This is a genomic window from Microbacterium sp. CGR2, assembly GCF_003626735.1.
Taxonomy (GTDB): Bacteria; Actinomycetota; Actinomycetes; order Actinomycetales; family Microbacteriaceae; genus Microbacterium.
In genome coordinates this window covers 3,098,526-3,121,993 of record NZ_RBHX01000001.1, presented here as the reverse complement: position 1 = coordinate 3,121,993, position 23,468 = coordinate 3,098,526, and the positions used below count along the sequence as shown (strand labels likewise).

Sequence of the window (23,468 nt, the reverse complement as noted above, 5' to 3'; positions counted from 1 at the left end):
GTGGCGCTGCACTTCCTGGTCGAATCGTCGACGGATGCCGCGGTCGGCGATGTCGTGTCGCTCACCGGCGCTGAGGCCAAGCACGCGGCGGTGGTGCGCCGCCTCCGCGTCGGCGAGACCGTGACCGTCGGCGACGGCACCGGGGTATGGCTGACCGGCGTGGCGGAGGACGTCACCCCGTCTCGCGTGGACGTGCGCGTCGACGAGCGGACCGAGCGTGCTGCTCCGTCACCGCGGATCGTGCTCGTCCAGGCTCTTGCCAAGGGCGACCGCGACGAGTTGGCCGTGCAGGCCGCATGCGAGCTCGGCGTCGATGAGATCGTCCCGTGGCAGGCGGCCCGGAGCGTCTCCCGCTGGGAGGGGCCGAAGGCGGTGAAGGGCCGCGAGCGGTGGGCGACGATCGTGCGCGAAGCGGCCAAGCAGGCTCATCGGGCGTGGGTGCCCGCAGTCGCAGCGCCGGTGTCGACGAAGCAGCTCGTCGAGCGCGTTTCGTCGCAGCGAGTGCTGCTGCTGGATCCGACGGCATCCGTTCGCCTTTCCGAGATCCGGCCCGATGGACGCGACCTGGTGCTGGTGGTGGGCCCCGAGGGTGGGATATCCGAAGAGGAACTCACGCGGCTGACGGACGCGGGGGCGGAGCGCGTACTGCTCGGCGACACCGTGCTGCGCACGTCGACGGCCGGCCCTGCCGCGATCGCGGTGCTGTCGGTCGCACTCGACCGCTGGTGATTACCTCTGGGCGAACGGGGGCGATGCACGGCGGACCGGGCCGGTGTGGACGCCGGTCAGTAGACTTGACTCCATGACGGAACCCTCGATCTTCACGCGCATTCTGAACGGGGAGATCCCTGCGGAGATCCTCGGCGAGACCGACCGCGTGTTCGCGCTGCGAGACATCGCACCGCAGGCGCCCGTGCACCTCCTCGTCGTGCCGAAGTCGGCCGAGTACCGGGATATCACCGAGCTCGCCGCCGCTGACCCGTCGCTGCTGGCCGAGATGGTCGCGTTCGCGAAAGACCTGGCCGCCCAGCACACGGAGAACGGCGACTTCCGTCTGATCTTCAACACCGGCGCAGAGGCCGGCCAAACCGTATTCCACGTCCACGCCCACGTTCTGGGTGGCGGACTGACCGAGAAGAGTGTCGGTGCCTGACAACCACGAACCGCAGGAGCGCAGCCTGAACGCCCGACCGCCCGAGTCCGTCGAGAAGATCTATGCCGACGGCGTCGCGATGGTGCAGCTGCTCGGCCCGCAAGATCGTCTGCTGCGGATGCTCGAGAAGGAGCACCCCGATGTGCAGGTTCTCGTGCGCGGCAACGAGATCACGGTGAGCGGCGACACGGAACCGGTGGCGAAGGCCAAGAACCTCGTCGACGAGCTGATGGCGATGACCAAGGCCGGTCACGACCTGGCGCCGAGCGACGTGTCGAACTCGGCGCGGATGCTGCGTCAGGAAGGCGGTCCGCGCCCGAGCGAGGTGCTCGGCGAGGCGATCCTGTCGACGCGAGGCAAGGTCATCCGCCCGAAGACGCTCGGTCAGAAGGAGTATGTCGACGCGATCGAGGAGAACACGATCGTGTTCGGCATCGGTCCCGCCGGAACGGGAAAGACCTACCTCGCGATGGCCAAGGCCGTGCAGGCTCTGCAGCGCAAAGAGGTCACCCGCATCATCCTGACGCGTCCGGCTGTCGAAGCGGGGGAGCGGCTCGGATTCCTGCCCGGCACCCTGACCGACAAGATCGATCCGTATCTGCGTCCGCTCTACGACGCGCTCAACGAGATGATGGACCCGGAGATCGTCCCACGGCTGATGGCCACCGGAACGATCGAGGTCGCACCGCTCGCCTACATGCGTGGGCGCACGCTCAACGACTCGTTCGTGGTGCTCGACGAGGCGCAGAACACCACACCCGAGCAGATGAAGATGTTCCTCACCCGCCTGGGCTTCGGCACCAGAATGGTCGTCACCGGCGACATCACGCAGGTCGACCTCCCGCAAGGAGCCTCGGGCCTGCGACTGGTGACGCGCGTGCTCGACGGCATCGAGGACATCCACTTCTCCCGGCTCACCAGTGACGATGTGGTGCGCCACTCGCTCGTCGGCCGCATCGTCGACGCGTACAGCGAGTACGACGAGAAGCGCACCGCTCAGCGATTCGAACGTGAGCAGGCGGCTGAGTTCGCCAATCGCGCCGATCGCCGCGGTGCTCAGCGCCCAGGACCACGAGACCGGATGCCGAAACGAGGGCTCTCATGATCGAGATCAACAACGAGTCGGCCATCGAGGTCGACGAGGTCGTGCTGCAGCGCCTGACCGACTTCAACCTCGCGCAGCTGCACGTCAGCCCTGACGCAGAGGTGGCCATCGTGCTCGTCGACGAAGGAGCGATGGAGGCTCTGCACGTGCAGTGGATGGACGAGCCCGGTCCGACCGACGTGCTGAGTTTCCCGATGGATGAACTGCGCCCCGGAACAGAGGACCGACCGACCGCTCCCGGGCTGCTCGGCGACATCGTGCTCTGCCCGCAGGTTGCGGAGACGCAGGCGCAGGCCGCGGGCCACACGCTGATGGACGAGCTCATCCTCCTCACCACCCACGGGTTGCTCCATCTGTTGGGCTTCGACCACGCCGAGCCTGACGAGGAGCGTGAGATGTTCGGACTGCAGAAGGAGCTCATCCAAGGCTTCGCCGCGGCTGAACGCGGCCGATGACCGCGACTCTTCTCCTCATCGCCGCTGTGCTGCTGGTGGCGTTCGGCGGTCTGATGGCCGCCATCGATGCGGCTTACGGCGTGGCTTCACGCGCGAACCTCGCAGACATGGCGACTCAGGGGCGCCGCGCCAAGGCCCTCGGTCGCATCGCCGCCGACCTCGACGCGCACGTCAACGCGGTCGCATTCATCCGTGTTCTGGCCGAAGTGACGGCTGCGGTGCTCGTGACCGTCGCCTTCACGATGCTCATCGAGAACAACTGGTGGGCGATGCTCGCCGCCGCACTGCTGATGACCGCCATCACGTTCGTCCTCGTCGGCGCGAGCCCGCGGTCTTTCGGGCGTCAGCACGCCGAGGGCATGATCCGCGGGACCGCCTCGATCGTGCGTGGTCTGCGCATCTTCCTCGGTCCGATCGCTCAAGGACTGGTCGTGCTCGGAAACCGCGTGACCCCCGGGACCGGGCGCAGCTCGTTCGCCAGCGAAGACCAGTTGCTCAACATGGTCGACGAGGCCGCATCCAACGATCTGATCGAAGAGGACGACCGCGACCTCATCCACTCGGTGTTCGACTTCACCGACCAGTTCGTGCGTGCCGTCATGGTTCCACGCACCGAGATGGTGACCGTCGACGCGACGGCCACCACCGACCAGGCGATGTCGCTCTTCCTCAACCGGGGAGTCTCTCGGATGCCGGTGGTCGACGACGACGCCGACGACGTCGTCGGCGTGCTGTACCTGAAGGATCTGGTGCAGTTCGCGTATCGCGATGACAGCGCCTGGCGCGCGGCATCCATTCGACCCATCGCCCGCCCCGCGACGTTCGTTCCCGAGTCGATGCGCGCCGAGACGCTGTTGCAGCAGATGAAGCGCGACGCGGTGCACGTCTGCCTGGTGATCGATGAGCACGGCGGCATCTCCGGTCTCGTGACCCTGGAAGACCTGATCGAAGAACTCGTGGGCGAGATCTCCGACGAGTACGACCAGGTTCTCGCCGAGTTCGTCGACCTCGGTGACGGACGGTACCGGGTGAGTGCGAGGCTGTCGCTGGAGGATGTCGGCGATCTTTTCGGGCTCGAGCTCGAAGACGAAGACGTCGATTCGATCGGTGGTCTGCTCGGGAAGGCTCTCGGGCAGGTGCCCCAGCCGGGAGCCACGGCGACCGTGGAGGGGCTGGTCCTCACCGGGGGTGCCTCGCGTGGTCGAGGCCGCGGTATCGCCACTGTATTCGTCGAACGTGCGGCAACGGAGCCTGACGCTTCGGACTATCAAGGAGAACGACGAGATGACTGAGCAGACCCGAAGCGGCTTCGTGACCTTCGTCGGCCGACCGAATGTCGGAAAGTCGACCCTGACCAACGCCCTCGTCGGCGAGAAGATCGCCATCACCAGCGAGAAGCCGCAGACGACGCGTCGCGCGATTCGCGGCATCCTGAACCGCCCGGAGGGGCAGCTGGTCATCGTTGACACCCCCGGTATCCACAAGCCCCGCACTCTGCTCGGTGAGCGGCTGAACGATCTCGTCGACCAGGTGCTCGGCGATGTCGACGTCATCGGCTTCTGCGTGCCGGCGACCGAGAAGGTCGGCCCGGGTGATCGGCGCATCGCCGCGTCACTCGACGGCTACGCCCGAGCCAAGAAGGTCGCGATCGTGACCAAGACGGATGCTGCCGGCCGCGACGAGATCACCGCTCGACTGCTGGAGGTCGACGCTCTCCGCGAGGACTGGGCGGCGGTCATCCCCCTCTCGGCTCTGACTCGCGACCAGCTCGATGTCCTCTCCGACGAGCTGCTGACCCTGATGCCCAAGGGCCCCGCCCTGTATCCGGAGGGCATCACGACCGACGAGTCCGAAGAGGATCGCATCGCCGAGATGATCCGCGAGGCGGCCCTCGAAGGCGTGCGCGACGAGTTGCCGCACTCGATCGCCGTCGTGATCGATGACATCGCTCCCCGCGAAGGCACCGATCTCACGGATGTGCATGCCTCGATCGTCGTCGAGCGCGACAGCCAGAAAGCGATCATCATCGGCCATAAGGGGAAGCGTCTCAGTGACGTCGGAGCGCGTGCGCGAGTGGGTATCGAGGAACTCCTCGGCACACGGGTGTTCCTCGGCCTGCACGTGAAGGTCGCGAAGGAATGGCAGCGCGACCCCAAGCAGCTGGGCCGACTCGGGTTCTGAGCGTCAGTCGAGCTCTCGAAGCGCTGGGCAACTGCGGCGGGTACGACTCCACATGGCGCCGAGGCACAGTCGCACATCGCCTGCGACATCCAGCAGTGCCGGTCGCGAGCACTCGCCCCTTCGGGCGCCCGGGCTCCGCGATTTCGAGATCGTCTCATCATGACCGGAACAGCCGCGACACGGCCGAGGCATCCTGCTAGCATGACGACATGCCTTTCGGCGGTCTGCTTCTTCTTAGCTGCCGCGACGAGTCCTAAGAGCTAGGGCCTTCCTCGTCGCGGCGCTTGTGTTGGCCCGTACATCTTGACGAAGAGAAGAAGCCCACCATGAAGAACTCTCAGCGCTCCTCCGCGATGCCGATCCACAAGTACCGGCCGTTCCACGAGCAGATCAACGTCCACCTGCCGGATCGCACCTGGCCGGACGCCCGCATCACCGAAGCTCCTCGCTGGTGTGCCGTCGACCTCCGCGACGGAAACCAGGCCCTCATCGACCCGATGTCGCCCGAGCGTAAACGCGTCATGTTCGAGCTGCTCGTCAGCATGGGCTACAAGGAGATCGAGGTCGGTTTCCCGTCGGCGAGCCAGACCGACTTCGACTTCGTCCGCCAGCTCATCGAAGAGAACCTGATCCCGGATGACGTCACCATCCAGGTGCTGACCCAGGCGCGCGAGCACCTGATCAAGCGCACCTACGAGTCGATCGCCGGTGCCAAACAGGCCATCGTGCACCTCTACAACTCGACCAGCGTTCTGCAGCGCGAGGTCGTCTTCCGCACCGACAAGCAGGGCATCATCGACATCGCACTCGAGGGTGCGCGCCTGTGCCGTGAGTTCGAGAAGACGATCCCCGACACCAAGGTGTACTACGAGTACTCGCCGGAGAGCTACACCGGCACCGAGCTGGAGTTCGCGCTCGACATCTGCAACCAGGTGATCGAGGTGTTCGAACCGGCCCCCGACCGCAAGGTGATCATCAACCTGCCTGCGACCGTCGAGATGGCATCCCCCAATGTCTACGCCGACTCGATCGAGTGGATGAGCCGTCGGCTGGCGCACCGGGAGAACATCATCCTGTCGCTGCACCCGCACAACGACCGCGGCACCGCGATCGCCGCCGCGGAACTCGGCTACATGGCCGGCGCCGACCGTATCGAAGGCTGCCTCTTCGGGAACGGCGAGCGCACCGGCAACGTCGACCTCGTCGCCCTCGGCATCAACCTGTTCACGCAGGGGATCGACCCGCAGATCGACTTCAGTGACGTCGACCAGGTCAAGCGCACCGTCGAGTACTGCAACCAGCTGCCCGTGCCCGAGCGCAGCCCCTGGGCAGGTGACCTGGTGTTCACGGCGTTCAGCGGATCGCACCAGGACGCCATCAAGAAGGGCTTCGAGGCGATGGAGGCCCGCGCTGCGGCTGAGGGCGTCACGGTCGACGAGATCGAGTGGGCGGTGCCGTACCTGCCGGTCGACCCGAAGGATCTCGGACGTTCCTACGAAGCGGTGATCCGCGTCAACTCGCAGTCAGGCAAGGGTGGCGTCGCATACCTGCTGAAGTCGGACCACGCGATCGATCTGCCGCGCAAACTCCAGATCGAGTTCTCCGGTGTCGTGCAGGCGAAGACGGATGCCGAGGGCGGAGAAGTCACGTCCGACCAGATCTGGTCGATCTTCAACGACGAGTACCTGCCCGCGGCAGACACCGCCGCCAAGTGGGGACGTTTCGAACTGCTGGCGACCCAGACCCGCAGCGACATGTCGGGTGAGGTCGTGCTCGACGTGGTCCTGCGCGATGACGAGCAGGAGATGGCCGTGTCGGGGTCCGGCAACGGACCCGTCGCCGCGTTCGTCGAGGTGTTGCGCGAGCAGGGCTTCGACATCACGGTCTACGACTACGTCGAGCACGCTCTCAGCGCCGGTGGCGACGCGCAGGCTGCGGCCTACGTCGAGCTGCAGGTCGGCGACCAGCGCCTGTGGGGCGTCGGTATCGACGGAGACATCTCGACCGCGTCGCTCAAGGCGATCGTGTCGGGCGTGAACCGTTCGATCCGGACGCGACAGCTGGAGTTGGCGACCGTCTGATCCTTCGCTGCGGCGCTTCGTCTCGAGGAGACCCGCGCTGAGCGAGCGGAGCGAGTCGAAGCGTCGCTCGACGACCGGGGCGGGGCGTTTCGTCTCGCTTCGGTCGCTCGACGACCGGTGAGCGAGGCGTTTCGTCTCGCTGGCGCTCGCTCAACGACCGAGTCGAAGCGTCGCTCGACGACCGGTCACCCTCGGTCGTTGAGCGAGGAGCGAAGCGACGAGACGAAACGTCCGATCAGGCGCTCGGCTTGACGATGGAGATGGCGCCGGTCTCGGCGGCGACCTTGCGCCGATAGATGCGGCGCTGCTCGGGGAGCGACACATCGAAGCTCACCGCGAGCACACGGATCACCGCGGTCAGCACGATCCCGATGATGGCGGCGACCGTGATGGACATGCCGAAGCTGCTGGCGACGGCGATGAACACGCACCCCGCTCCGGCGGCCACGGCATACAGGGACCCGACGTGCATGATCGCGGTGGGCAACCCCATCAGCATGTCGCGGAGCACACTCCCGCCGACCGCCGCGCAGACGCCGATGAAGATCGCCGGCACGGGCGGGATGCCGAGGGCGATCGCCTTGCTGGTGCCGAACGCGCCGAACATGCCGATGACCACGGCATCCAGCACGACGATGACGGTGTTCAGCCGGGTGAAGAGTCCGGCGAGCAGCATCCCGAGCAGCGACGCTGCCGTCGCCGTCAGCAGATACCAGTTGCTCTGCAGGGTCGCCGGGGTCTGCCCGAGCAGGATGTCGCGGATCAGACCGCCGCCCATGCCGATCATGATGCCGATGATCGCCACGCCCAGCCAGTCGAGGCGGCGCTGACCTTGGAAACCCGAGGCGAACAGCGCGCCTTGCACGCCGCCGAGGCCGACGCCGATCAGGTCCGCCCAGAGCGGAATGATGAAGAGCGGTTCGGTCACCCTCCCATTCTCGCGTACGGAGGATAATCGAAGGGTGCCCACCTACCGAGACGAAGTGGTGATCCTGCGCACTCACAAACTCGGTGAGGCGGATCGCATCGTCACCATGCTCTCGCGACGGCACGGCAAGGTGCGCGCGGTGGCGAAAGGAGTGCGGCGCACTTCCTCGAAGTTCGGCTCACGTCTCGAGCCGTTCATGGTCGCCGACGTGCAGCTCTACCAGGGCCGTTCGCTCGACATCGTGCAGCAGGCGGAGTCCCTCGGCTCCTACGGCACCGACATCGCGGCGCACTACGACCGCTTCACGTCGGCCAATGCGATGGTGGAGACCGCCGACCGGCTGAGCGATGCCGAGGCGACCCCCGACCAGTATCTGCTGCTCGTCGGCGGGTTGCGGGCGCTGTCCCGCGGTGAGCATGCGCCGCGCAGCATCCTGGATTCCTACCTGCTCCGCGTCATGTCGCTGTCCGGGTGGGCGCCTTCCCTCGACGACTGCGCCCGCTGCGGCACGCCGGGCCCGCACACGACCTTCGTGGTCCAGCTCGGCGGTCTGGTGTGCAGCAACTGCGCCCCGGCAGGGAGCCCGAGGGTACACGAGCGGACGCTGACGTTGCTCCAGTCCCTGATCGCGGGGGAGTGGGACATCATCGACGCGGCATCCCACGCCGACACCGCCGCAGCGTCCGGCCTCGTCTCGGCCTACGCGCAGTGGCACTTGGAGCGCGGCATCCGCTCGCTGTCTCATGTGAGCGACATCCCAGGAGGAACACGGTGACCCCGAAGCCGTACACGCACAAAGACGCCGTGCCGTATCGGCCGCTGGATTGGACGGGACTCTACCCGCCGGAGTTCCGGGCGGTCCCCGAGCACGTCGCGATCGTGATGGACGGCAACGGACGCTGGGCCAACCGCCGCGGTCTCAACCGTGTCGAAGGACACAAAGCCGGAGAAGAGGTGCTCCTCGATGTCGTCGCCGGGGCGATCCAGGCAGGCGTCAAGCACCTCTCGGTCTACGCGTTCTCCACCGAGAACTGGGCGCGTTCTCCCGAAGAGGTCCGTTTTCTCATGGGATACAACCGTGACGTGCTGCATCGTCGTCGTGATCAGCTGAACGAGTGGGGCGTGCGAGTGCGCTGGGCAGGGCGTAAGCCGCGGCTGTGGGGCAGCGTGATCAAAGAGCTGCAGCACGCGGAGGAGCTCACCCGTGACAACGACGTTCTCACCCTCACGATGTGCGTCAACTACGGCGGGCGCATCGAGCTCGTCGACGCGATGCGCTCCATCGCCGCCGACGTCGCGGCCGGCCGGGTGAAGCCGAACGCGATCAGCGAGAAGATGATCCGCCGTCACCTCTACGTGCCGGACATGCCGGATGTGGATCTCTTCGTGCGCAGCTCGGGGGAGCAGCGCACGTCGAACTTCCTGCTGTGGCAGGCGGCCTACGCGGAGATGGTGTTCCTCGACACGCTGTGGCCCGACTTCTCGCGGGAAGAGCTGTGGCGGGCGATCGACATCTACCTGTCGCGCGATCGCCGTTTCGGCGGGGCCGTCGACACCCCATCCGCCAAAGCCTGAGCGCGCACCCACCTCTCGGTCTCTCGGGGATGCCGGAGGCGGACGATCGTCAGATGCGGGAAGTCGACGAGCACCTGGGGCATCCGCTCTGTCCACTTGTGCAGGGTGTTCGCCTGCCACGCGAGGATGTTCTGCTCGGGGTCGCGGTGGAACATGTTCCACGGCCCCTTCTCGCGGTTGCCGTTCCACAGCTCTCGACGGAGGATGCCGCGGGCGAGTGTGCGACGGATCAGGCGACCGCGCACCACGCGGTAGGGGTAGTCGAGCCAGAGAACCAGCTGTGCTCGCGGAGGCAGGATCGCGTCAGTGCCCTTGCTGGTGTACTGCCACTCCGTGATCCAGCGATCTTCCGCCGCGAACGCGCGGACATCGTCGAGGAACGTCTCGCGCGGCGTCCAGTTCGGTCCGTGGAAGAGCGCGTCGATCTCGACGTCTCGCAGTCCCCACGCCGCACCGAGCCGGGCCGCGAGCGTCGTCTTACCCGAACCGGAGACTCCCGCGACGAGCACCCGCTCTGGCCGGAAGGCCAGGGGATCGTCGGCGGAGAGCATCCGGAAATCCTACCGACGGAATAGCCCACAGCTGCATGCGGTTGGATGGGAGTGTGAGCGAACCCATCTCCATCGACATCTGGTCCGACATCGCCTGCCCCTGGTGCTACATCGGCAAGCGCAATCTCGAGAAGGGTCTGGAAGCCGTTGCCGGCGATGACGACGCCCCGCAGGTGAACGTCACCTTCCATTCGTTCGAACTCTCGCCCGACACGCCCGTCGACTTCGACGGCGACGAGATCGACTTCCTCGCGGGCCACAAGGGGATGCCGCGTGAGCAGGTCGAGCAGATGCTGGCGAACGTCACCGGCGTGGCCGCGAACGCGGGCCTCGAGTACCGCTTCGATCTGCTGAAGCACACGAACACGGTCAAGGCCCACGAACTGCTGCACTTCGCGAAGGCGGAGGGCCTCCAGCACGAGATGGAGGAGCGCCTGATGTCGGCGTACTTCACCGAGGGCAAGCACGTCGGCCGAATCGACGATCTCGTCGAGCTCGCCGCTGAGGTCGGGTTGGACGCGGATCGAGCGCGCGCCGCCCTCGAGAGCGAGCAGTACCTTCCCGCCGTGCGCCAGGACCAGGCGCAGGCTCGTGCCTACGGCATCCAGGGCGTGCCGTTCTTCGTGGTCGACGGCCAGTACGGCATCAGCGGCGCACAGCCGCCGGCAGCGTTCGAGAACGTCCTGCGAGACCTGTGGGCGAAGCGCGGCGAGGTCGACGAGGAAGCCGCGTCGGCCTAGCGGGCCAGCGCGGTTTCGATCGCGTCGACGATCTCCGGGGCGTTCGGCTTCTGCTTCGGGCGGAAGCGCAGAACTTCGCCGTCGGGGAGCACGAGGAACTTCTCGAAGTTCCACTCGACGCGACCGGCCTTGCCTTGGCCGTCGGGGACATCCTTCAGGGCTTTGTAGAGGTCGGTGGCGTGCTTGCCGTTGACCTTGACCTTGTCGGTCATCGGAAACGTCACGCCATAGGTGGTGGAACAGAACTCGAGGATCTCGTCGACCGAGCCCGGCTCCTGACCGAAGAACTGATTGCACGGGAACCCGACGACGGTGAAGCCGCGGTCGCCGTAGAGGCGCTGCAGTTCCTCGAGCTGCTCGTACTGCGGAGTGAGTCCGCACTTGGAGGCGACGTTCACGACCATCACGACGTCGGCCCCGAGATCATCGAGGGTCTTGGTCTCGCCCTGGGAGTCGGTGAAGGGGATCGAACGCAACGCGGAGTCGGCCATACCTCACAGCTTATGGCGCAGCATCCGTACCGGCTCCGCGTCTGGGAGAATGGACGTGATATGACTCTCGCCACCGCCCCCGCCCGCCCTCTTCGCATCGGTCCGATCGATCTCGACGTGCCGGTCGTCCTCGCACCCATGGCGGGGATCACCAACACCGCGTTTCGACGCCTGTGTCGGGAGTACGGCGCGGGTCTCTACGTCAGCGAGATGATCACGTCGCGGGCGCTCGTCGAGCGCAACGAGTCCACGATGCGGCTGATCCGTCACCACGAATCCGAGACCCCCCGTTCGATTCAGCTCTACGGCGTCGACCCGAAGACGATCGCCGAGGCCGTGCGCATCATCGTCGCGGAAGATCACGCCGACCACATCGACCTGAACTTCGGATGCCCGGTGCCGAAGGTCACGCGCAGGGGCGGGGGAGCAGCCCTCCCCTGGAAGTCGAAGCTGTTCGCCGACATCGTCGACCAGGCCGTCAAGGCCGCGGGCCCGATTCCCCTCACAGTCAAGATGCGTAAGGGCATCGACCGCGACCACCTGACGTTCATCGACGCCGGACGAGCGGCAGAAGACGCCGGTGCCGCCGCCGTCGCACTGCATGCCCGCACGGCGAGCGAGTTCTACTCCGGGTTCGCGGACTGGAACGCGATCGGTGAGCTGAAGCAGGCGGTCACCAGTATCCCGGTGCTCGGCAACGGCGACATCTGGTCGGCTGACGACGCCGTGCGCATGATGGCCCAGACCGACTGCGACGGCGTGGTGGTCGGCCGTGGTTGCCTCGGACGCCCCTGGCTGTTCGGCGAGCTCGCCGCCGCGTTCGGTGCCGAGTCGCATCCGGTCGACGCGACGCTCGGATTCGTCGCGGACGCGTTCCGCCGCCACGCCCAGCTCCTGATCGAATTCTTCGACGATGAAGACCGCGGATGCCGCGACATCCGCAAGCACGTGGCCTGGTACTTCAAGGGGTACCCGGTGGGCGGCGACATCCGGACCGGCCTCGCCACAGCGTCGAGCCTCGCCGAGATCGACGATCTGCTCGGTCAGCTCGACCACAGCGCGCCCTACCCCGGAGCGGATGCAGAAGGCCAGCGCGGACGCTCAGGGCACCCGAAGCGCACGGCGCTGCCGGAGAAATGGCTGGAGTCACGCGAGGTCGCGTCGTCGGCCACCGAGATGATGCGTGGAGCGGAGATCGAGAACAGTGGTGGCTGAGTTCCCGTCGAGCCCGCTCGTCGCCGGCTACGACGCCCGCGACGCCGAGCGTTTCTTCGCCGAGACGCACCGTTCCGAACGCGACGGTTTCGCGCGCGACCGTGCACGCGTGCTGCACTCCGCCGCACTTCGCCGTCTCGCCGCGAAGACCCAGGTCCTGAGTCCCGCGAGTACGGCAGACTTCGCCCGCAATCGGCTCACCCATTCACTCGAGGTCGCCCAGGTCGGGCGTGAGCTCGCCACCGCACTCGGGGTGTCGGCCGATGTCGTCGACACCGCCTGCCTGAGCCATGATCTGGGGCACCCTCCCTTCGGGCACAACGGCGAGCGCGCACTCAACGAATGGGCGGAGCACATCGGCGGGTTCGAGGGCAATGCGCAGTCGCTGCGCATCCTCAGTCGCCTCGAGGCGAAGGTGCTCGATGACGACGACCACTCGGTCGGCCTGAACCTCACCCGTGCCAGCCTCGATGCGACGTGCAAGTACCCGTGGACCGTCGACAGTCCGGTGCCCGACCCCGGCGGACGCCTGAAGTTCGGTGTCTACCCCGAAGACGAGGCGGTCTTCCGGTGGATGCGCGAGGGGGCGCCAGGGCGGCTGCGCTGCGTCGAGGCCGAGATCATGGACCTCTCCGACGACATCGCGTACTCGGTGCATGACTTCGAAGATGCGATCGTCAACGGCTACGTCGACGTCGCGCAGCTCGCCGACCCGATGGCGCACGATGCACTGGTCGGGCGCATCCAGCAGTGGGTGGGCTACGACTTCACTCGCGACGAGCTGGCCGACGCGCTGTATCGGCTGGCGTCGCAATCGATGTGGCTGTCCTCGTTCGATCGTTCGCGGCAGAGCCTCGCGCGCCTGAAGAACCTCACCAGCGACCTCATCGGTCGTTTCGCTCGCGCGGCGGTCTCGGCGACTCGCGAGAGCTACGGCGGCGTCGCGCTCGTGCGCTACAACGCCCACGTCGTCGTCCCGCGGGTGGTCGAGGCCGAGATCGCGGTGCTCAAGGGCATCATGGGCCAGGCGATCGTGACGATCGATGCGCGCAAGGGCGTCTACAAGGAGCAGCGGCGGGTGCTGAAGCGTCTCGCAGACTCCCTGTGGTCGACGGATGCCCTCTGGTCTGCAGGGGCCGATGTGCTCGAGCCGGCCTTCGCCGCGGACTTCGTCGCCGCGGCCGACGACGCCGAGCGCGCCAGGGTCGTCGTCGACCAGATCGCGAGCCTCACCGATCAGAGTGCCATCGACTGGCACAACCGCCTGGTCGGAGAGATCGACCCCGCCGAGGTCGGCATCTGGACGCCGCGTCATGCGCGCCCGGGCGCGCGGACGCACGTCGAGAGGCGGCCCGTCGCCGAAGGGGCACGCTGATGCCGCGAATCCGACAGGCAGACGTCGACGAGGTGAAGGCGCGCACCAACATCGCCGACATCGTCGGGGAGCGCGTGGCACTGAAGTCGGCCGGCGTCGGCTCACTCAAGGGGCTGTGTCCGTTCCACGACGAGAAGAGCCCGAGCTTCCACGTGCGCCAGCAAGTGGGCTACTACCACTGCTTCGGCTGCGGCGAGTCGGGCGATGTGTACTCCTTCCTGCGCGAGATGGACCACGTCAGCTTCACGGAGGCAGTCGAACGCCTGGCCGGGAGGATCGGCTACACACTGCACTATGAAGACGGGGGAGCGGCGCCCGAGACGAGTGGTCGCAGCCGCCTGTACGCGGCGAACACGGCGGCGGCGGAGTTCTTCCGGTCCCAACTGCTCTCGCCGGATGCCGAGGCCGGTCGGCGCTTCCTCGGAGAGCGCGGCTTCGACGCAGGTGCCGCCGCGCACTTCGGTGTCGGCTTCGCCCCGCGTGGCTGGGACGGGATGCTCAAGGCTCTGACGAACCAGGGGTTCACGCGCGAAGAGCTCAGCACGGCCGGACTCGTCTCGACCGGGCAGCGCGGCGTCTACGACCGGTTCCGCGGGCGCCTGGTGTGGCCGATCCGGGATGTATCGGGTCAGACGATCGGGTTCGGAGCCCGCAAACTCTTCGACGACGATCCAGGGCCGAAGTACCTCAACACTCCGGAGACACCGATCTACAAGAAGGCACAGGTGCTCTACGGGCTCGACCTCGCCAAGCGCGACATCTCCCGCGGCAACCCGCGAAGAGTCGTCGTGGTCGAGGGATACACCGATGTCATGGCGTGCCATCTGGCCGGCCTCACCACCGCGGTCGCGACCTGCGGCACGGCGTTCGGCACCGAGCACATCAAGGTTCTGCGGCGCGTGATGGGCGACGACAACGCGTCCGGTGAAGTGGTCTTCACGTTCGACGGCGACGAAGCCGGGCAGAAGGCCGCACTGCGGGCGTTCACCGAAGACGACCGATTCAACGCGCAGACCTTCGTCGCGGTGGCGCCCGACGGCCTCGACCCGTGTGATCTTCGTCTGCAGCGCGGGGATGCCGCCGTTCGCGGATTGATGGACGCCAAGGTGCCGATGTTCGAGTTCGCGATCGATCGAAAGCTCGGCGGGTTCGATCTGTCCACGGTCGAGGGTCGCGTCGGCGCTCTTCGGGCGGCATCGCCGATCGTGGCCGAGATCCGTGACCAGCTGCTTCGCCCCGGGTACGAGCGTGTGCTGGCACGGCGACTCGGCATGGATCCGACCGAGGTGCGCAGCGAGGTGGAACGGGCTGCCCGTGGCGCTTCGCAGCAACCGGCCTCTCGGCGCGAGAGCCAGCCTCAGGTCGACCCGGCGACAGGAGTGTCGATCGTCGCCCCTGTGACTTTGGCCAGCTTGCCGAGGACCGCCGACGTGGCTGTCGAACGGGATGCGCTGATGGGCGCCCTGCAGTACGGGCATCAGGTGGACCAGACACTGCTGAATCGGGCCCTGTCGGCTCCGTTCCGCACGCCCGGTCTCGACGCGGTGCGCGAAGCGGTGGCTTCCGCGCCTGACCGTACGCGCGCGGGCTGGGTGACCGATGCCGTGAACGGTGTGCGCGAGCCGTACCGCTCCCTGGGCGGCGAGCTGCTGATGACACCGTTCCCGGCCAAGAACGAGGAGGGAGCGGTGGCCTCGACCACAGACCTCGCCCGCCGCCTCATCCTCCGTCAGCTCGAGCGTGAGAAGCAGGAGCTCCTGGGTGCCGTGCAGCGCGTGCCCGCAGAGTCCGATGGAGGTCGCGCCCTCCGCGTCCGACTGCGCGACATCGATGCGGAGCGGCAGCGGTTCGCCGAGTCGTAACACGCTCGACGCACACGCAGAGGGCAGGATGGGAGACATGTCTCGCAGGCCCGAATCCCCGAACGCCATCGAGTGCTCGGATCTGGTGATCGACCGCGTCGGGCACGGTGCTCCCACGCGTGCCGTCGACGGCGTGACGTTCTCGCTCGCTCCGGGTGAGCTCATCTGCGTCGCCGGACCCACCGGTTCGGGAAAGTCCTCTCTCGTCGCGGCCCTCGCCGGCTCCACCGACCCGTCGGTCCGGATCGTCGGGGGAAGGGCGCAGGTGTGCGGTGTCGATGTGCGCAAGCCGGGGCGCAAGCACCGCATCCTCACGTATCGCACCGGGTTCGTCCCGCAGGGTGCCGGGGCAGACCTTCCTCCGCGGTTGACGGTGAGCGAGGTGATCGCCGAACCGATCCTGATCCGCGAGCGCCGAGTGAACTCCAAGGCGCTGTCGATCCGTGTCGCGACGCTGCTCGACGAGCTGCACCTGCCGCTCGGGACCGCCGCGAAGTTTCCGTACGAATTGAGCGCCGGTATGCGCCAGCGGGTCGCGATCGCGCGATCGTTCGTGTTGGAGCCGCGGGTGCTGATCGCTGACGAGGTTCTTGCGAATCTCGACCTCGAGGTGCGTCCGGTGGTGTTCGACGCGATCACCCGGCGCCGGGAGGAAGAGTCGATGGCGGCCTTGCTCGTCACCAATGACGCCGCCTTCATCCGCGAGTTGAATGCGGAGACGCTCATGCTCCGCGGCGGTCATGTCGTCGCTCGGGGCGTCGGCAAGGACCTGCTCTGGGCACCGAACGCCGAGACGGATTCGCGCGCCTGAAGACGACACGCCCGGTGGCCGAGGAAGGCTCCTCGGTGTCACGTGTGGCGTCCGGAGTTTGCTAAGCTTGTCGAGTTGCCCGCACAGCGGAGCACATTCCTCGGTAGCTCAATTGGCAGAGCAGCCGGCTGTTAACCGGCAGGTTCTTGGTTCGAGTCCAAGCCGGGGAGCCAATAGAAGGCGTCACATCCCGCAGCCCCGGGATGGGGCGCCTTCTCCCATGTACGCCTGTGCCTCGAGAGATCGAGAGCGGGCCGTCACCTTTAGGTGAGCATTCATCTCGAAGACACGGTGACGTCACGCGCGGGCGAAACCGTGGAGGTGTTAAGTGCTCCCCACCTCCTAAGGAGATCAACAAATGCGCACTCGCACCCTCACACTGGCCGCCGCGGCCGGTATCGTCGGGCTCTCGCTCGTCGCCACCCCTGCTGTCGCCGCTCAACCGGAGAAAGTCTCGGTCATCACCACCGCGCACCGCGGCGCCATGGCCTATGCGCCCGAGAACACGCTCGCCGCGTTCGAGGTGGGAATCGAGCAGAAGGCCACCTGGATCGAGTCTGACGTGCAACTCAGCAAGGATGGCGTGCCCATCTTGATCCACGACACCACCCTGACCCGCACCACGAACGTCGAGGAGGTGTTCCCGGACCGCGCACCGTGGAAGGTCGCCGACTTCACACTCGAGGAGATCAAGCAGCTCGACGCCGGATCGTGGTTCGGCGAGGAGTTCGCCGGCGAGCCGGTCCCCACACTCGCGGAGATGGTGGCGCAGGTGCGGTCGAGCCGGTCGGGCATCATCATGGAGCTCAAGGCGCCGGAGCTGTACCCGGGCGTCGAGCAGGAGGTCATCGACGTCTTCGCGTCGTTCCCGGGCTACCTCAAGTCGGCGGTCGCCAGCGAGCGTCTCGCGGTGCAGAGTTTCAACTGGGACTCGATGGCGACCTACGCCGAGCTTCAGCCCGAGGTGCCGGTGGGTCTGCTCGGCACCGTGCCCGTCGCCGACCTTCCCACCTACGGCGAGTGGGCCGACCAGGTCAACCCGAACTTCGGCGCCGTGACGGCCGACTACGTCGACGCCGTGCACGCGGCCGGCATGGTGATCAACACCTACACGGTCAACGACGTCGCCGACATGGCGCGGATGCTCGACTACGGCGTGGACGGGATCATCACCAACCGTCCCGACGTGCTGGAAGACCTGCTCGCTCAGCGCAACATCGACAAGCGCTGATCGATCCTCACGAAGCGGCCCGCCCCGATCGGAAGATCGGGCGGGCCGCTTCTCGCTGTTGACTGCGAAGAGGGGCCCCGCCGGTCAGCGGGCCCCTCTTATCAGCGGCTGATGAGAATCAGCGCTTCGAGCCTTTGAGGCTTCCTTCGACAGGGCCGGCGGAGTCGAAGATCACGCACTGGATCACGCGGTCGTTCATCTGCTCCCACGTGTCCTTGGTCGGGGTGATGGGGTAGACCTCGAGGGCCGACTCATCCCAGACGACACCGACGAAATCGGTGTACGCGTCGCCGATGCATCCTTCGGTTGCGGCGTCGATGGCCTCTTCCGAGAATTCGCCGTCCTCCATGGCGAACTCGTGATAGACCTCCTCGTCGTGCGGCTCGTCGCAGGGCACGATGTCGACGGCTTCGATGAGGCCGGTCGCGCTCGACATCTTGCAGTCGCCGACTTTCAGCGAGAACACATCGACGTTGGCGCTCTCGGTGACCTGGCCGGTCTCCTCGTCGCGTTCGGCATCGCCAGGCCCGCCGCCGAGGAGCCCGTTGATCGCACTGCATCCGCTGAGAGCCACGGAAAGCGCAACCGCCGCGCCCGCCAGAACCAGCGCGCGTCGCACACGCAATTTCGACATGTTTTCCCCCAAAAGCCTCGTGAGCGGGCGCTCGAGTATGTGCCCGTCGCGATCACGCTATCCGGCGCGTCGTCTGTGATGCAACTCCGAGAAGCCTTTGATCCTGCTGAAAGCCTCAGCCTTCGAGGTCGTCGATTCCCGGCACCCAGCTGACTCCAGTGCGACCCCATCCTCGCTTGCGTGCTATCTTCTGCACCGTTTTCCAGTCACTGTCGGAAAGCCGGTCGACATAGAGGATGCCGTCGAGGTGGTCGAACTCGTGCTGCATGATGCGGGCGCGCCAGCCGTCGACGTCGATCGTGACCGGCTGTCCCTCGAGGTCGGTCGCGGTGACGTGCACGCGCTCCGAGCGACGCAGGGGGAATCGCTCGCCGGGGAAGGAGAGGCATCCTTCCGATTCGAGGTCCGGATCGGGGTCACCCGGTTCGAGCGGCACCATCCACAGGACAGGGTTGATGAGCACACCGCGCCACGGCTGGTCGTCATCGTCGGTGTAGGCGTAGGTGTAGATGCGCAGCGGTACGCCGACCTGCGGAGCGGCGAGTCCGACGCCGGGGGCGGCATCCATGGTCTCGAACATGTCGGCGACGAGTGCGCGGACATCGTCCGTGACCTCTTCGACGGGGGATGCGGGGGAGTGCAGGACGGGGTCGCCCATGATGCGAATCGGAAGTACAGCCACGTCACAACACTAGTCCGAGGGCCTCTCCGGGTAGGGTCTTAGTGTGAGCGTTGGGGTATGGATGAACGGGGCGGAAGACGTCGGCGACCAGCTCGTCGGTGCGTTTCAGAACCCTGGCCTTCTGCTCGGGATTCCGCTCGCCCTTGCGGGGGCGGTCTTCATGTCTCTCGGTGCGCAGTATCAGCACCGCGGGGTGGAGAAGGTCGAGCGGCTGAGCGGTTCGAACGGATCATCCGGCCTCACTCTGAATCAGCTCAAGCGTCTGCTGACCCGGCCGTCGTGGATCGCCGGCACACTCATGCTCGCCATGGCCGTGGTGTGTCAGCTCGCCGCGCTCGTGCAGGCGCCCCTGATCGTCGTCCAGCCGCTGGGCGCGATCGCGCTCGTGATGACCACGCTGCTGAACGCCCGCGTCTCCGGCCACTCACCGACCAAGCAGTCCATCACCGCGATCATCTGCTGTGTCGGCGGCATCTTCCTCTTCGTCTTCTTCGCGGCCATCTTCGCCACTGAGAAGGCAGTCACAGAGCGGCAGCTCTTCGTCATCCTCGCGATGCTGCTCGTCGTGATCATCGTCCTCGGCGCATGCTGGCTGATCCTCCGCCACCGCATGCGCGCGCTGTTCTACGTCATCGGTGCCGGTATCCTCTACGGCTTCGTCGCCACTTTGGCGAAGGTCGTCATCAAGCGCATCGAGGCCGGCGAATTCGAATGGATCACCGGCGTCTGCGTTCTCGCGCTGGTCGCGGCGGCGGCGGTCGGCGCATACTTCGTGCAGACGGCCTACAGCTCGGGGCCTCCCGACCTCGTGATCGCCGGACTCACAGTCGTCGACCCGCTGGTCGCTGTCCTGATCGGCATGGTCGTGCTCGGCGAGGCGTCGGCGGCGCCGCCGTGGGTGCTCGTGATCTTCGCCATCGCGGGAGGCATCGCCGTCTGGGGGGTCGTGGGGCTCGCCCGTTATCACCCGCAAGTGCTCAGCGACAGCCAGGATCTCGGCATCCCGAGAGGGAGCGGACCATCGTCCTCGACGCCTTCGCCCGAGCCCGAGACGCGCCAGGATCCCGAGGCTCGCTGAACGCTCCCTACGCTCGCTGAACGTGTGTGGGCCGCCCTCAGTACGCCTGATCGATCAGGTCGGGGGATACCTCGGAAGCGGCTGCCTCGTCGACGAAGAACACCGTCCGCTTGCGACCCTTGGCTCCCGCGGCGGGGACGCTGGTGTAGCTCGCGCCGGCAAGGGCCAGCCCGAGCGCGGACGCCTTGTCGGCCCCGGTGAGCACCAGCCACACGCGCTTCGACGAGTTGAGGACCGGGCGGGTCAGCGTCACGCGCTCCGGAGGCGGCTTCGGTGAGTTGCGCACGGGCAACGCTGCGGCATCCGTCATCGTGACCTCATCGCGATCGGGGAAAAGCGAGGCGATGTGACCGTCAGGGCCGACGCCGAGGAAGCACACCGCAAACGATGGCCACGGGTTGTCATCGGTGCCGTAGCGAGCGAGCTCCTCCGCATAGGCGGCCGCGGACTCGTCGAGGGTGAGACCGCTGTCGGGCCCGGCCACCTCGTGCACGTTCTCGCGCGGAACATCGATCTGGTCGAGCAGCGCCTCCCGGGACTGGAAGGAATTGCGGTCGGCATCGTCGCGCGCGAGGTAGCGCTCGTCTCCCCACCAGAAATGCACCAGCGACCAATCGATCTCGGCAGATCGGGCACTCTCGGCCGTCGCGCGCAGCACGGCCGCGCCCATGGAACCGCCCGTCAGAGCGATGTGGGCGATCCTCCCGTTGCGCGTCCTGGCGTGAAGACGCGTGAGGAAGCGATCGGCGACTCGAGTGGCGAGGACGGCAGGCGTGGATTCGACCACGACCCGCTTCTCTGCGGACGATACCTGCATCGAATTCACTCTCCTGTCTCGGGCGGACCCAGCTTCTCCCAGCCCTCGGTGATCACTCGACCGTACAGGACGTCGGGGTCGAGCCGTCGCAGCTCCTCCGCGAGGCATTCACGGAGCGTTCGACGCGGCAGGTGCAGGTCGTGGTGCGGCTGATCCGGCTGGGTGAGAACGGCCACGCCGGGCGAGGGGCGCTCCAGCAGGATGTCGCCGGACGAGCGTGTCAGGCGGACCGACTTGATGCCCTCCTGCCAGTGCTCGGGCTCCTCGTACGACCAGCGGACCGGGATCTGCAGCGCCATCTGGAGCCATGCGGCCAGCAGTGCCGTCGACGGGGAGGCCGACGCGCCGCGAACCTCGACCTCGGTGATCTCCTCGTACGGAGGCTGATCGAGCACAGCGGCGAGCTGCTCTCTCCAGTGCGTGAGGCGCGTCCATGCCAAGTCGGTGTCGCCGGGGGCGTGCGTGCGACCGAGCTGGGCGAGACGGTCGCGCACGTCCGCCGCGGTCGCGGCATCCGTGATCCGGCGCTGCGCGATGCGACCCAGCGGCGATGTCGCGGGGGACTCCGGCGCCTCCTCGGGCCACCAGGCCACGACCGGGGCGTCGGGGAGCAGCAGCCCGGTGATGAGGCTCTCCTCGTTGCTGGCTGCATCGCCGAACGCGCGCAACACCACGACCTCACTGGCGCCGGCGTCGCCGCCGACGCGGATCTGTGCGTCGAGGCGCGACTCGCCCTCACCGGTGGTGAGCACGATCACACGCATCGGGTGCTCGCGGGACGCGTCGTTCGCCGCATCGATCGCCGCTTCTGCCACGCCGTTGCGGGCAGAGATGACCAGCGTGAGCACACGACCAAGCGCGACGGCTCCGCCTTCCTCGCGCACCTTCACGAGTTGCTTGGCGACCTGACTGACGTTGGTGTCGGGAAGATCGATGATCACGGGCGTCTCCAGACTCGTCCATCTCGGGCCAGCAGGTCGTCGGCGGATGCCGGACCCCACGATCCCGGTGGGTACTGCTCGACGGGGCCGCCGACGGCTGCCCAGTACTTCTCGACGGGGTCGAGGATCTTCCAGGAGAGTTCGACCTCTTCGTGGCGGGGGAACAGGGGCGGATCGCCGAGCAGGACATCGAGGATGAGCCGCTCGTACGCCTCCGGGCTCGCCTCGGTGAAGGCGTGGCCGTAGCCGAAGTCCATGGTGACATCGCGGACGTTGGAGCCGCTGCCCGGCACCTTCGAACCGAACCGGATCGTGACGCCCTCGTCGGGCTGAACACGGATCACGAGTGCGTTCTGGCCGAGCTCGGACGAGTTGCCCCGGCCGAACAGATGCTGCGGCGCTCGGTTGAACACGACAGCGATCTCGGTGACCCGCCGACCCAGGCGCTTGCCGGTGCGGAGGTAGAACGGCACGCCGGCCCAGCGGCGAGTGTCGATCTCCAACTTGATCGCCGCATAGGTCTCGGTGGTCGATTCGGGGTTCATCCCCTCTTCGGCGAGGAAGCCGGTGACCTGTTCGCCGCCCTGCCACCCGCCGTCGTACTGACCGCGTGCCGTCGCCAGAGACAGGTCTTCGGGCACGTGCACGGCAGCGAGCACCTTCTCCTTCTCGTTGCGCAGGTGCTCTGCGGACAGGCTGATCGGCTCTTCCATGGCAGTGAGTGCGAGCAGTTGCAACAGGTGGTTCTGGATGACGTCGCGCGCCGCGCCGATGCCGTCGTAGTACCCGGCACGACCTCCCACACCGATGTCTTCGGCCATGGTGATCTGCACATGGTCGACGTAGTTGCGGTTCCAGATCGGTTCGTACAGCTCGTTGGCGAAACGCAGCGCCAGGATGTTCTGCACGGTCTCTTTGCCGAGGTAGTGGTCGATGCGGAAGATCGAGTCGGCGGGGAACGCCACCTCGAGCGCCGCGTTGAGAGCGCGTGCGGACTCGAGATCGTGGCCGAAGGGCTTCTCGATGACCACCCGGCGCCAGCGCTCGTCGTCGTCGCTGTTCTCGCCGACCAGCCCGGAGTCCTTCAGCTGCTTCGCGACGAGCGGGAAGTCCTTCGGCGGGATCGACAGGTAGTACGCGTGGTTGCCCATCGTGCCACGTTCGACGTCGAGCTTCTCCACCGTCTCGCGGAGCTTGCGGAACGAATCCGGGTTGTCGAACTCACCCGACACGAAGCGGATGCCCTGCAGCAGCTGCTCCCATGTCTCCTCGCGGAACGGGGTTCGGGCGTGCTGCTTGACGGCGTCGTAGACGACCTGCGCGAAGTCCTGATCCTCCCAATCGCGGCGAGCGAACCCGACGAGGGCGAACCCGGGCGGGAGCAGACCGCGGTTGGCGAGGTCGTAGACGGCGGGCATGAGCTTCTTGCGTGACAGGTCTCCGGTGACGCCGAAGATCACGAGCGCGCTGGGCCCCGCGATCCGGTTGAGACGGCGGTCGTCGGGGTCACGCAGCGGGTTCTGCCCGCGCGAGATGGGAACAGACATCGGTGGGGGGATCTC

General features: G+C 66.9%; 24 protein-coding genes and 1 tRNA gene. 17 read left to right on the top strand and 8 right to left on the bottom strand.

What is annotated here, in order from left to right; genetic code table 11:
- The 7 genes from D7252_RS15720 (at position 1) to leuA (ending at position 6,975) form a co-directional block, all read left to right on the top strand.
- Positions 1 to 729 carry a 16S rRNA (uracil(1498)-N(3))-methyltransferase gene (locus D7252_RS15720; RefSeq protein WP_120776240.1) on the top strand — a complete coding sequence of 243 codons (729 nt, stop codon included), beginning with the start codon at positions 1 to 3 and terminating at the stop codon, positions 727 to 729.
- Positions 730 to 802: 73 nt separating this feature from the next.
- Positions 803 to 1,153: an HIT domain-containing protein gene (locus tag D7252_RS15715; protein WP_120776239.1), complete on the top strand. Its 351-nt coding sequence runs from the start codon at positions 803 to 805 to the stop codon at positions 1,151 to 1,153.
- 79 nt (positions 1,154 to 1,232) lie between these two features.
- Positions 1,233 to 2,258, top strand: coding sequence for a PhoH family protein (locus D7252_RS15710; protein WP_251051502.1), 1,026 nt, complete (start codon positions 1,233 to 1,235; stop codon positions 2,256 to 2,258).
- Positions 2,255 to 2,713 carry an rRNA maturation RNase YbeY gene (gene ybeY / locus D7252_RS15705; RefSeq protein ID WP_120776238.1) on the top strand — a complete coding sequence of 153 codons (459 nt, stop codon included), beginning with the start codon at positions 2,255 to 2,257 and terminating at the stop codon, positions 2,711 to 2,713. The genes D7252_RS15710 and ybeY overlap by 4 nt, the downstream gene beginning before the upstream one ends.
- A complete protein-coding gene (locus tag D7252_RS15700; protein WP_120776237.1) occupies positions 2,710 to 4,005 on the top strand; it encodes a hemolysin family protein in 1,296 nt (431 codons plus the stop codon). Before ybeY ends, D7252_RS15700 begins: the two co-directional genes overlap by 4 nt.
- Entirely contained in the window at positions 3,998 to 4,894 is an 897-nt protein-coding gene (era, locus tag D7252_RS15695) for a GTPase Era (RefSeq protein WP_120776236.1), read from the top strand. Before D7252_RS15700 ends, era begins: the two co-directional genes overlap by 8 nt.
- 326 nt (positions 4,895 to 5,220) lie before the next feature.
- The gene (gene leuA / locus D7252_RS15690) at positions 5,221 to 6,975 is read left to right on the top strand and encodes a 2-isopropylmalate synthase (RefSeq protein WP_120776235.1); all 1,755 of its coding nucleotides are present in this window, start codon (positions 5,221 to 5,223) and stop codon (positions 6,973 to 6,975) included.
- Positions 6,976 to 7,210: 235 nt separating this feature from the next.
- Here the strand turns inward: leuA and D7252_RS15685 are convergent, their stop codons facing one another.
- Entirely contained in the window at positions 7,211 to 7,903 is a 693-nt protein-coding gene (locus D7252_RS15685; protein ID WP_120776234.1) for a trimeric intracellular cation channel family protein, read from the bottom strand.
- Positions 7,904 to 7,937: 34 nt separating this feature from the next.
- Between D7252_RS15685 and recO the strand changes: the two genes are divergently transcribed.
- Together recO and D7252_RS15675 are read left to right on the top strand one after the other, a co-directional pair.
- Positions 7,938 to 8,678 (top strand): DNA repair protein RecO, encoded by a 741-nt coding sequence (gene recO, locus D7252_RS15680; RefSeq protein WP_120776233.1) that lies wholly within the window; start codon positions 7,938 to 7,940, stop codon positions 8,676 to 8,678.
- Complete coding sequence (locus D7252_RS15675; protein ID WP_120776232.1) at positions 8,675 to 9,478, top strand: isoprenyl transferase; 804 nt, start codon at positions 8,675 to 8,677, stop codon at positions 9,476 to 9,478. The genes recO and D7252_RS15675 overlap by 4 nt, the downstream gene beginning before the upstream one ends.
- Here the strand turns inward: D7252_RS15675 and D7252_RS15670 are convergent.
- Positions 9,418 to 10,029 carry an AAA family ATPase gene (locus tag D7252_RS15670; RefSeq protein ID WP_120776231.1) on the bottom strand — a complete coding sequence of 204 codons (612 nt, stop codon included), beginning with the start codon at positions 10,027 to 10,029 and terminating at the stop codon, positions 9,418 to 9,420. The genes D7252_RS15675 and D7252_RS15670 overlap by 61 nt on opposite strands.
- A 53-nt stretch (positions 10,030 to 10,082) precedes the next feature.
- Between D7252_RS15670 and D7252_RS15665 the strand changes: the two genes are divergently transcribed.
- Positions 10,083 to 10,769: a DsbA family protein gene (locus D7252_RS15665; protein ID WP_120776230.1), complete on the top strand. Its 687-nt coding sequence runs from the start codon at positions 10,083 to 10,085 to the stop codon at positions 10,767 to 10,769.
- On the opposite strand, the gene D7252_RS15660 is transcribed toward D7252_RS15665, so the two are convergent.
- Entirely contained in the window at positions 10,766 to 11,260 is a 495-nt protein-coding gene (locus D7252_RS15660; protein WP_120776229.1) for a glutathione peroxidase, read from the bottom strand. The genes D7252_RS15665 and D7252_RS15660 overlap by 4 nt on opposite strands.
- Before the next feature lie 60 nt (positions 11,261 to 11,320).
- Here D7252_RS15660 and dusB point away from each other — a divergent pair, with 60 nt between their 5' ends.
- The 6 genes from dusB to D7252_RS15630 all read left to right on the top strand — a co-directional run bounded on the left by dusB (position 11,321) and on the right by D7252_RS15630 (position 17,754).
- Positions 11,321 to 12,475 carry a tRNA dihydrouridine synthase DusB gene (dusB, locus tag D7252_RS15655; protein ID WP_120777015.1) on the top strand — a complete coding sequence of 385 codons (1,155 nt, stop codon included), beginning with the start codon at positions 11,321 to 11,323 and terminating at the stop codon, positions 12,473 to 12,475.
- Positions 12,468 to 13,850: a deoxyguanosinetriphosphate triphosphohydrolase gene (locus D7252_RS15650; RefSeq protein WP_120777014.1), complete on the top strand. Its 1,383-nt coding sequence runs from the start codon at positions 12,468 to 12,470 to the stop codon at positions 13,848 to 13,850. Before dusB ends, D7252_RS15650 begins: the two co-directional genes overlap by 8 nt.
- Positions 13,850 to 15,712 (top strand): DNA primase, encoded by a 1,863-nt coding sequence (gene dnaG, locus D7252_RS15645; RefSeq protein WP_120776228.1) that lies wholly within the window; start codon positions 13,850 to 13,852, stop codon positions 15,710 to 15,712. Before D7252_RS15650 ends, dnaG begins: the two co-directional genes overlap by 1 nt.
- Positions 15,713 to 15,749: 37 nt before the next feature.
- The gene (locus D7252_RS15640; protein WP_120776227.1) at positions 15,750 to 16,523 is read left to right on the top strand and encodes an ATP-binding cassette domain-containing protein; all 774 of its coding nucleotides are present in this window, start codon (positions 15,750 to 15,752) and stop codon (positions 16,521 to 16,523) included.
- Positions 16,524 to 16,620: 97 nt separating this feature from the next.
- Positions 16,621 to 16,696 (top strand) — tRNA-Asn (locus D7252_RS15635).
- Between the two features lie 185 nt (positions 16,697 to 16,881).
- Positions 16,882 to 17,754 (top strand): glycerophosphodiester phosphodiesterase family protein, encoded by an 873-nt coding sequence (locus D7252_RS15630; protein ID WP_120776226.1) that lies wholly within the window; start codon positions 16,882 to 16,884, stop codon positions 17,752 to 17,754.
- Between the two features lie 118 nt (positions 17,755 to 17,872).
- Here D7252_RS15630 and D7252_RS15625 read toward each other — a convergent pair whose 3' ends face one another.
- Both D7252_RS15625 and def read right to left on the bottom strand, forming a co-directional pair.
- Positions 17,873 to 18,388: a septum formation family protein gene (locus D7252_RS15625; protein ID WP_120776225.1), complete on the bottom strand. Its 516-nt coding sequence runs from the start codon at positions 18,386 to 18,388 to the stop codon at positions 17,873 to 17,875.
- Between the two features lie 115 nt (positions 18,389 to 18,503).
- Complete coding sequence (gene def, locus D7252_RS15620; RefSeq protein ID WP_120776224.1) at positions 18,504 to 19,070, bottom strand: peptide deformylase; 567 nt, start codon at positions 19,068 to 19,070, stop codon at positions 18,504 to 18,506.
- Between the two features lie 61 nt (positions 19,071 to 19,131).
- On the opposite strand from def, the gene D7252_RS15615 reads away from it, so the two are divergent.
- Positions 19,132 to 20,148: a DMT family transporter gene (locus tag D7252_RS15615; RefSeq protein WP_120776223.1), complete on the top strand. Its 1,017-nt coding sequence runs from the start codon at positions 19,132 to 19,134 to the stop codon at positions 20,146 to 20,148.
- 37 nt (positions 20,149 to 20,185) lie between these two features.
- Here D7252_RS15615 and pgl read toward each other — a convergent pair whose 3' ends face one another.
- The 3 genes from pgl to zwf are packed head-to-tail and all read right to left on the bottom strand — an operon-like array spanning position 20,186 to position 23,453.
- On the bottom strand, positions 20,186 to 20,965 hold the full coding sequence (pgl, locus tag D7252_RS15610) for a 6-phosphogluconolactonase (protein WP_183055318.1): 780 nt from the start codon (positions 20,963 to 20,965) through the stop codon (positions 20,186 to 20,188).
- A 5-nt stretch (positions 20,966 to 20,970) separates the two neighbouring features.
- Positions 20,971 to 21,906 carry a glucose-6-phosphate dehydrogenase assembly protein OpcA gene (locus tag D7252_RS15605; RefSeq protein ID WP_120776221.1) on the bottom strand — a complete coding sequence of 312 codons (936 nt, stop codon included), beginning with the start codon at positions 21,904 to 21,906 and terminating at the stop codon, positions 20,971 to 20,973.
- Complete coding sequence (gene zwf / locus D7252_RS15600) at positions 21,903 to 23,453, bottom strand: glucose-6-phosphate dehydrogenase (protein ID WP_120776220.1); 1,551 nt, start codon at positions 23,451 to 23,453, stop codon at positions 21,903 to 21,905. The genes D7252_RS15605 and zwf overlap by 4 nt, the downstream gene beginning before the upstream one ends.
- Positions 23,454 to 23,468 lie beyond the last annotated feature (15 nt).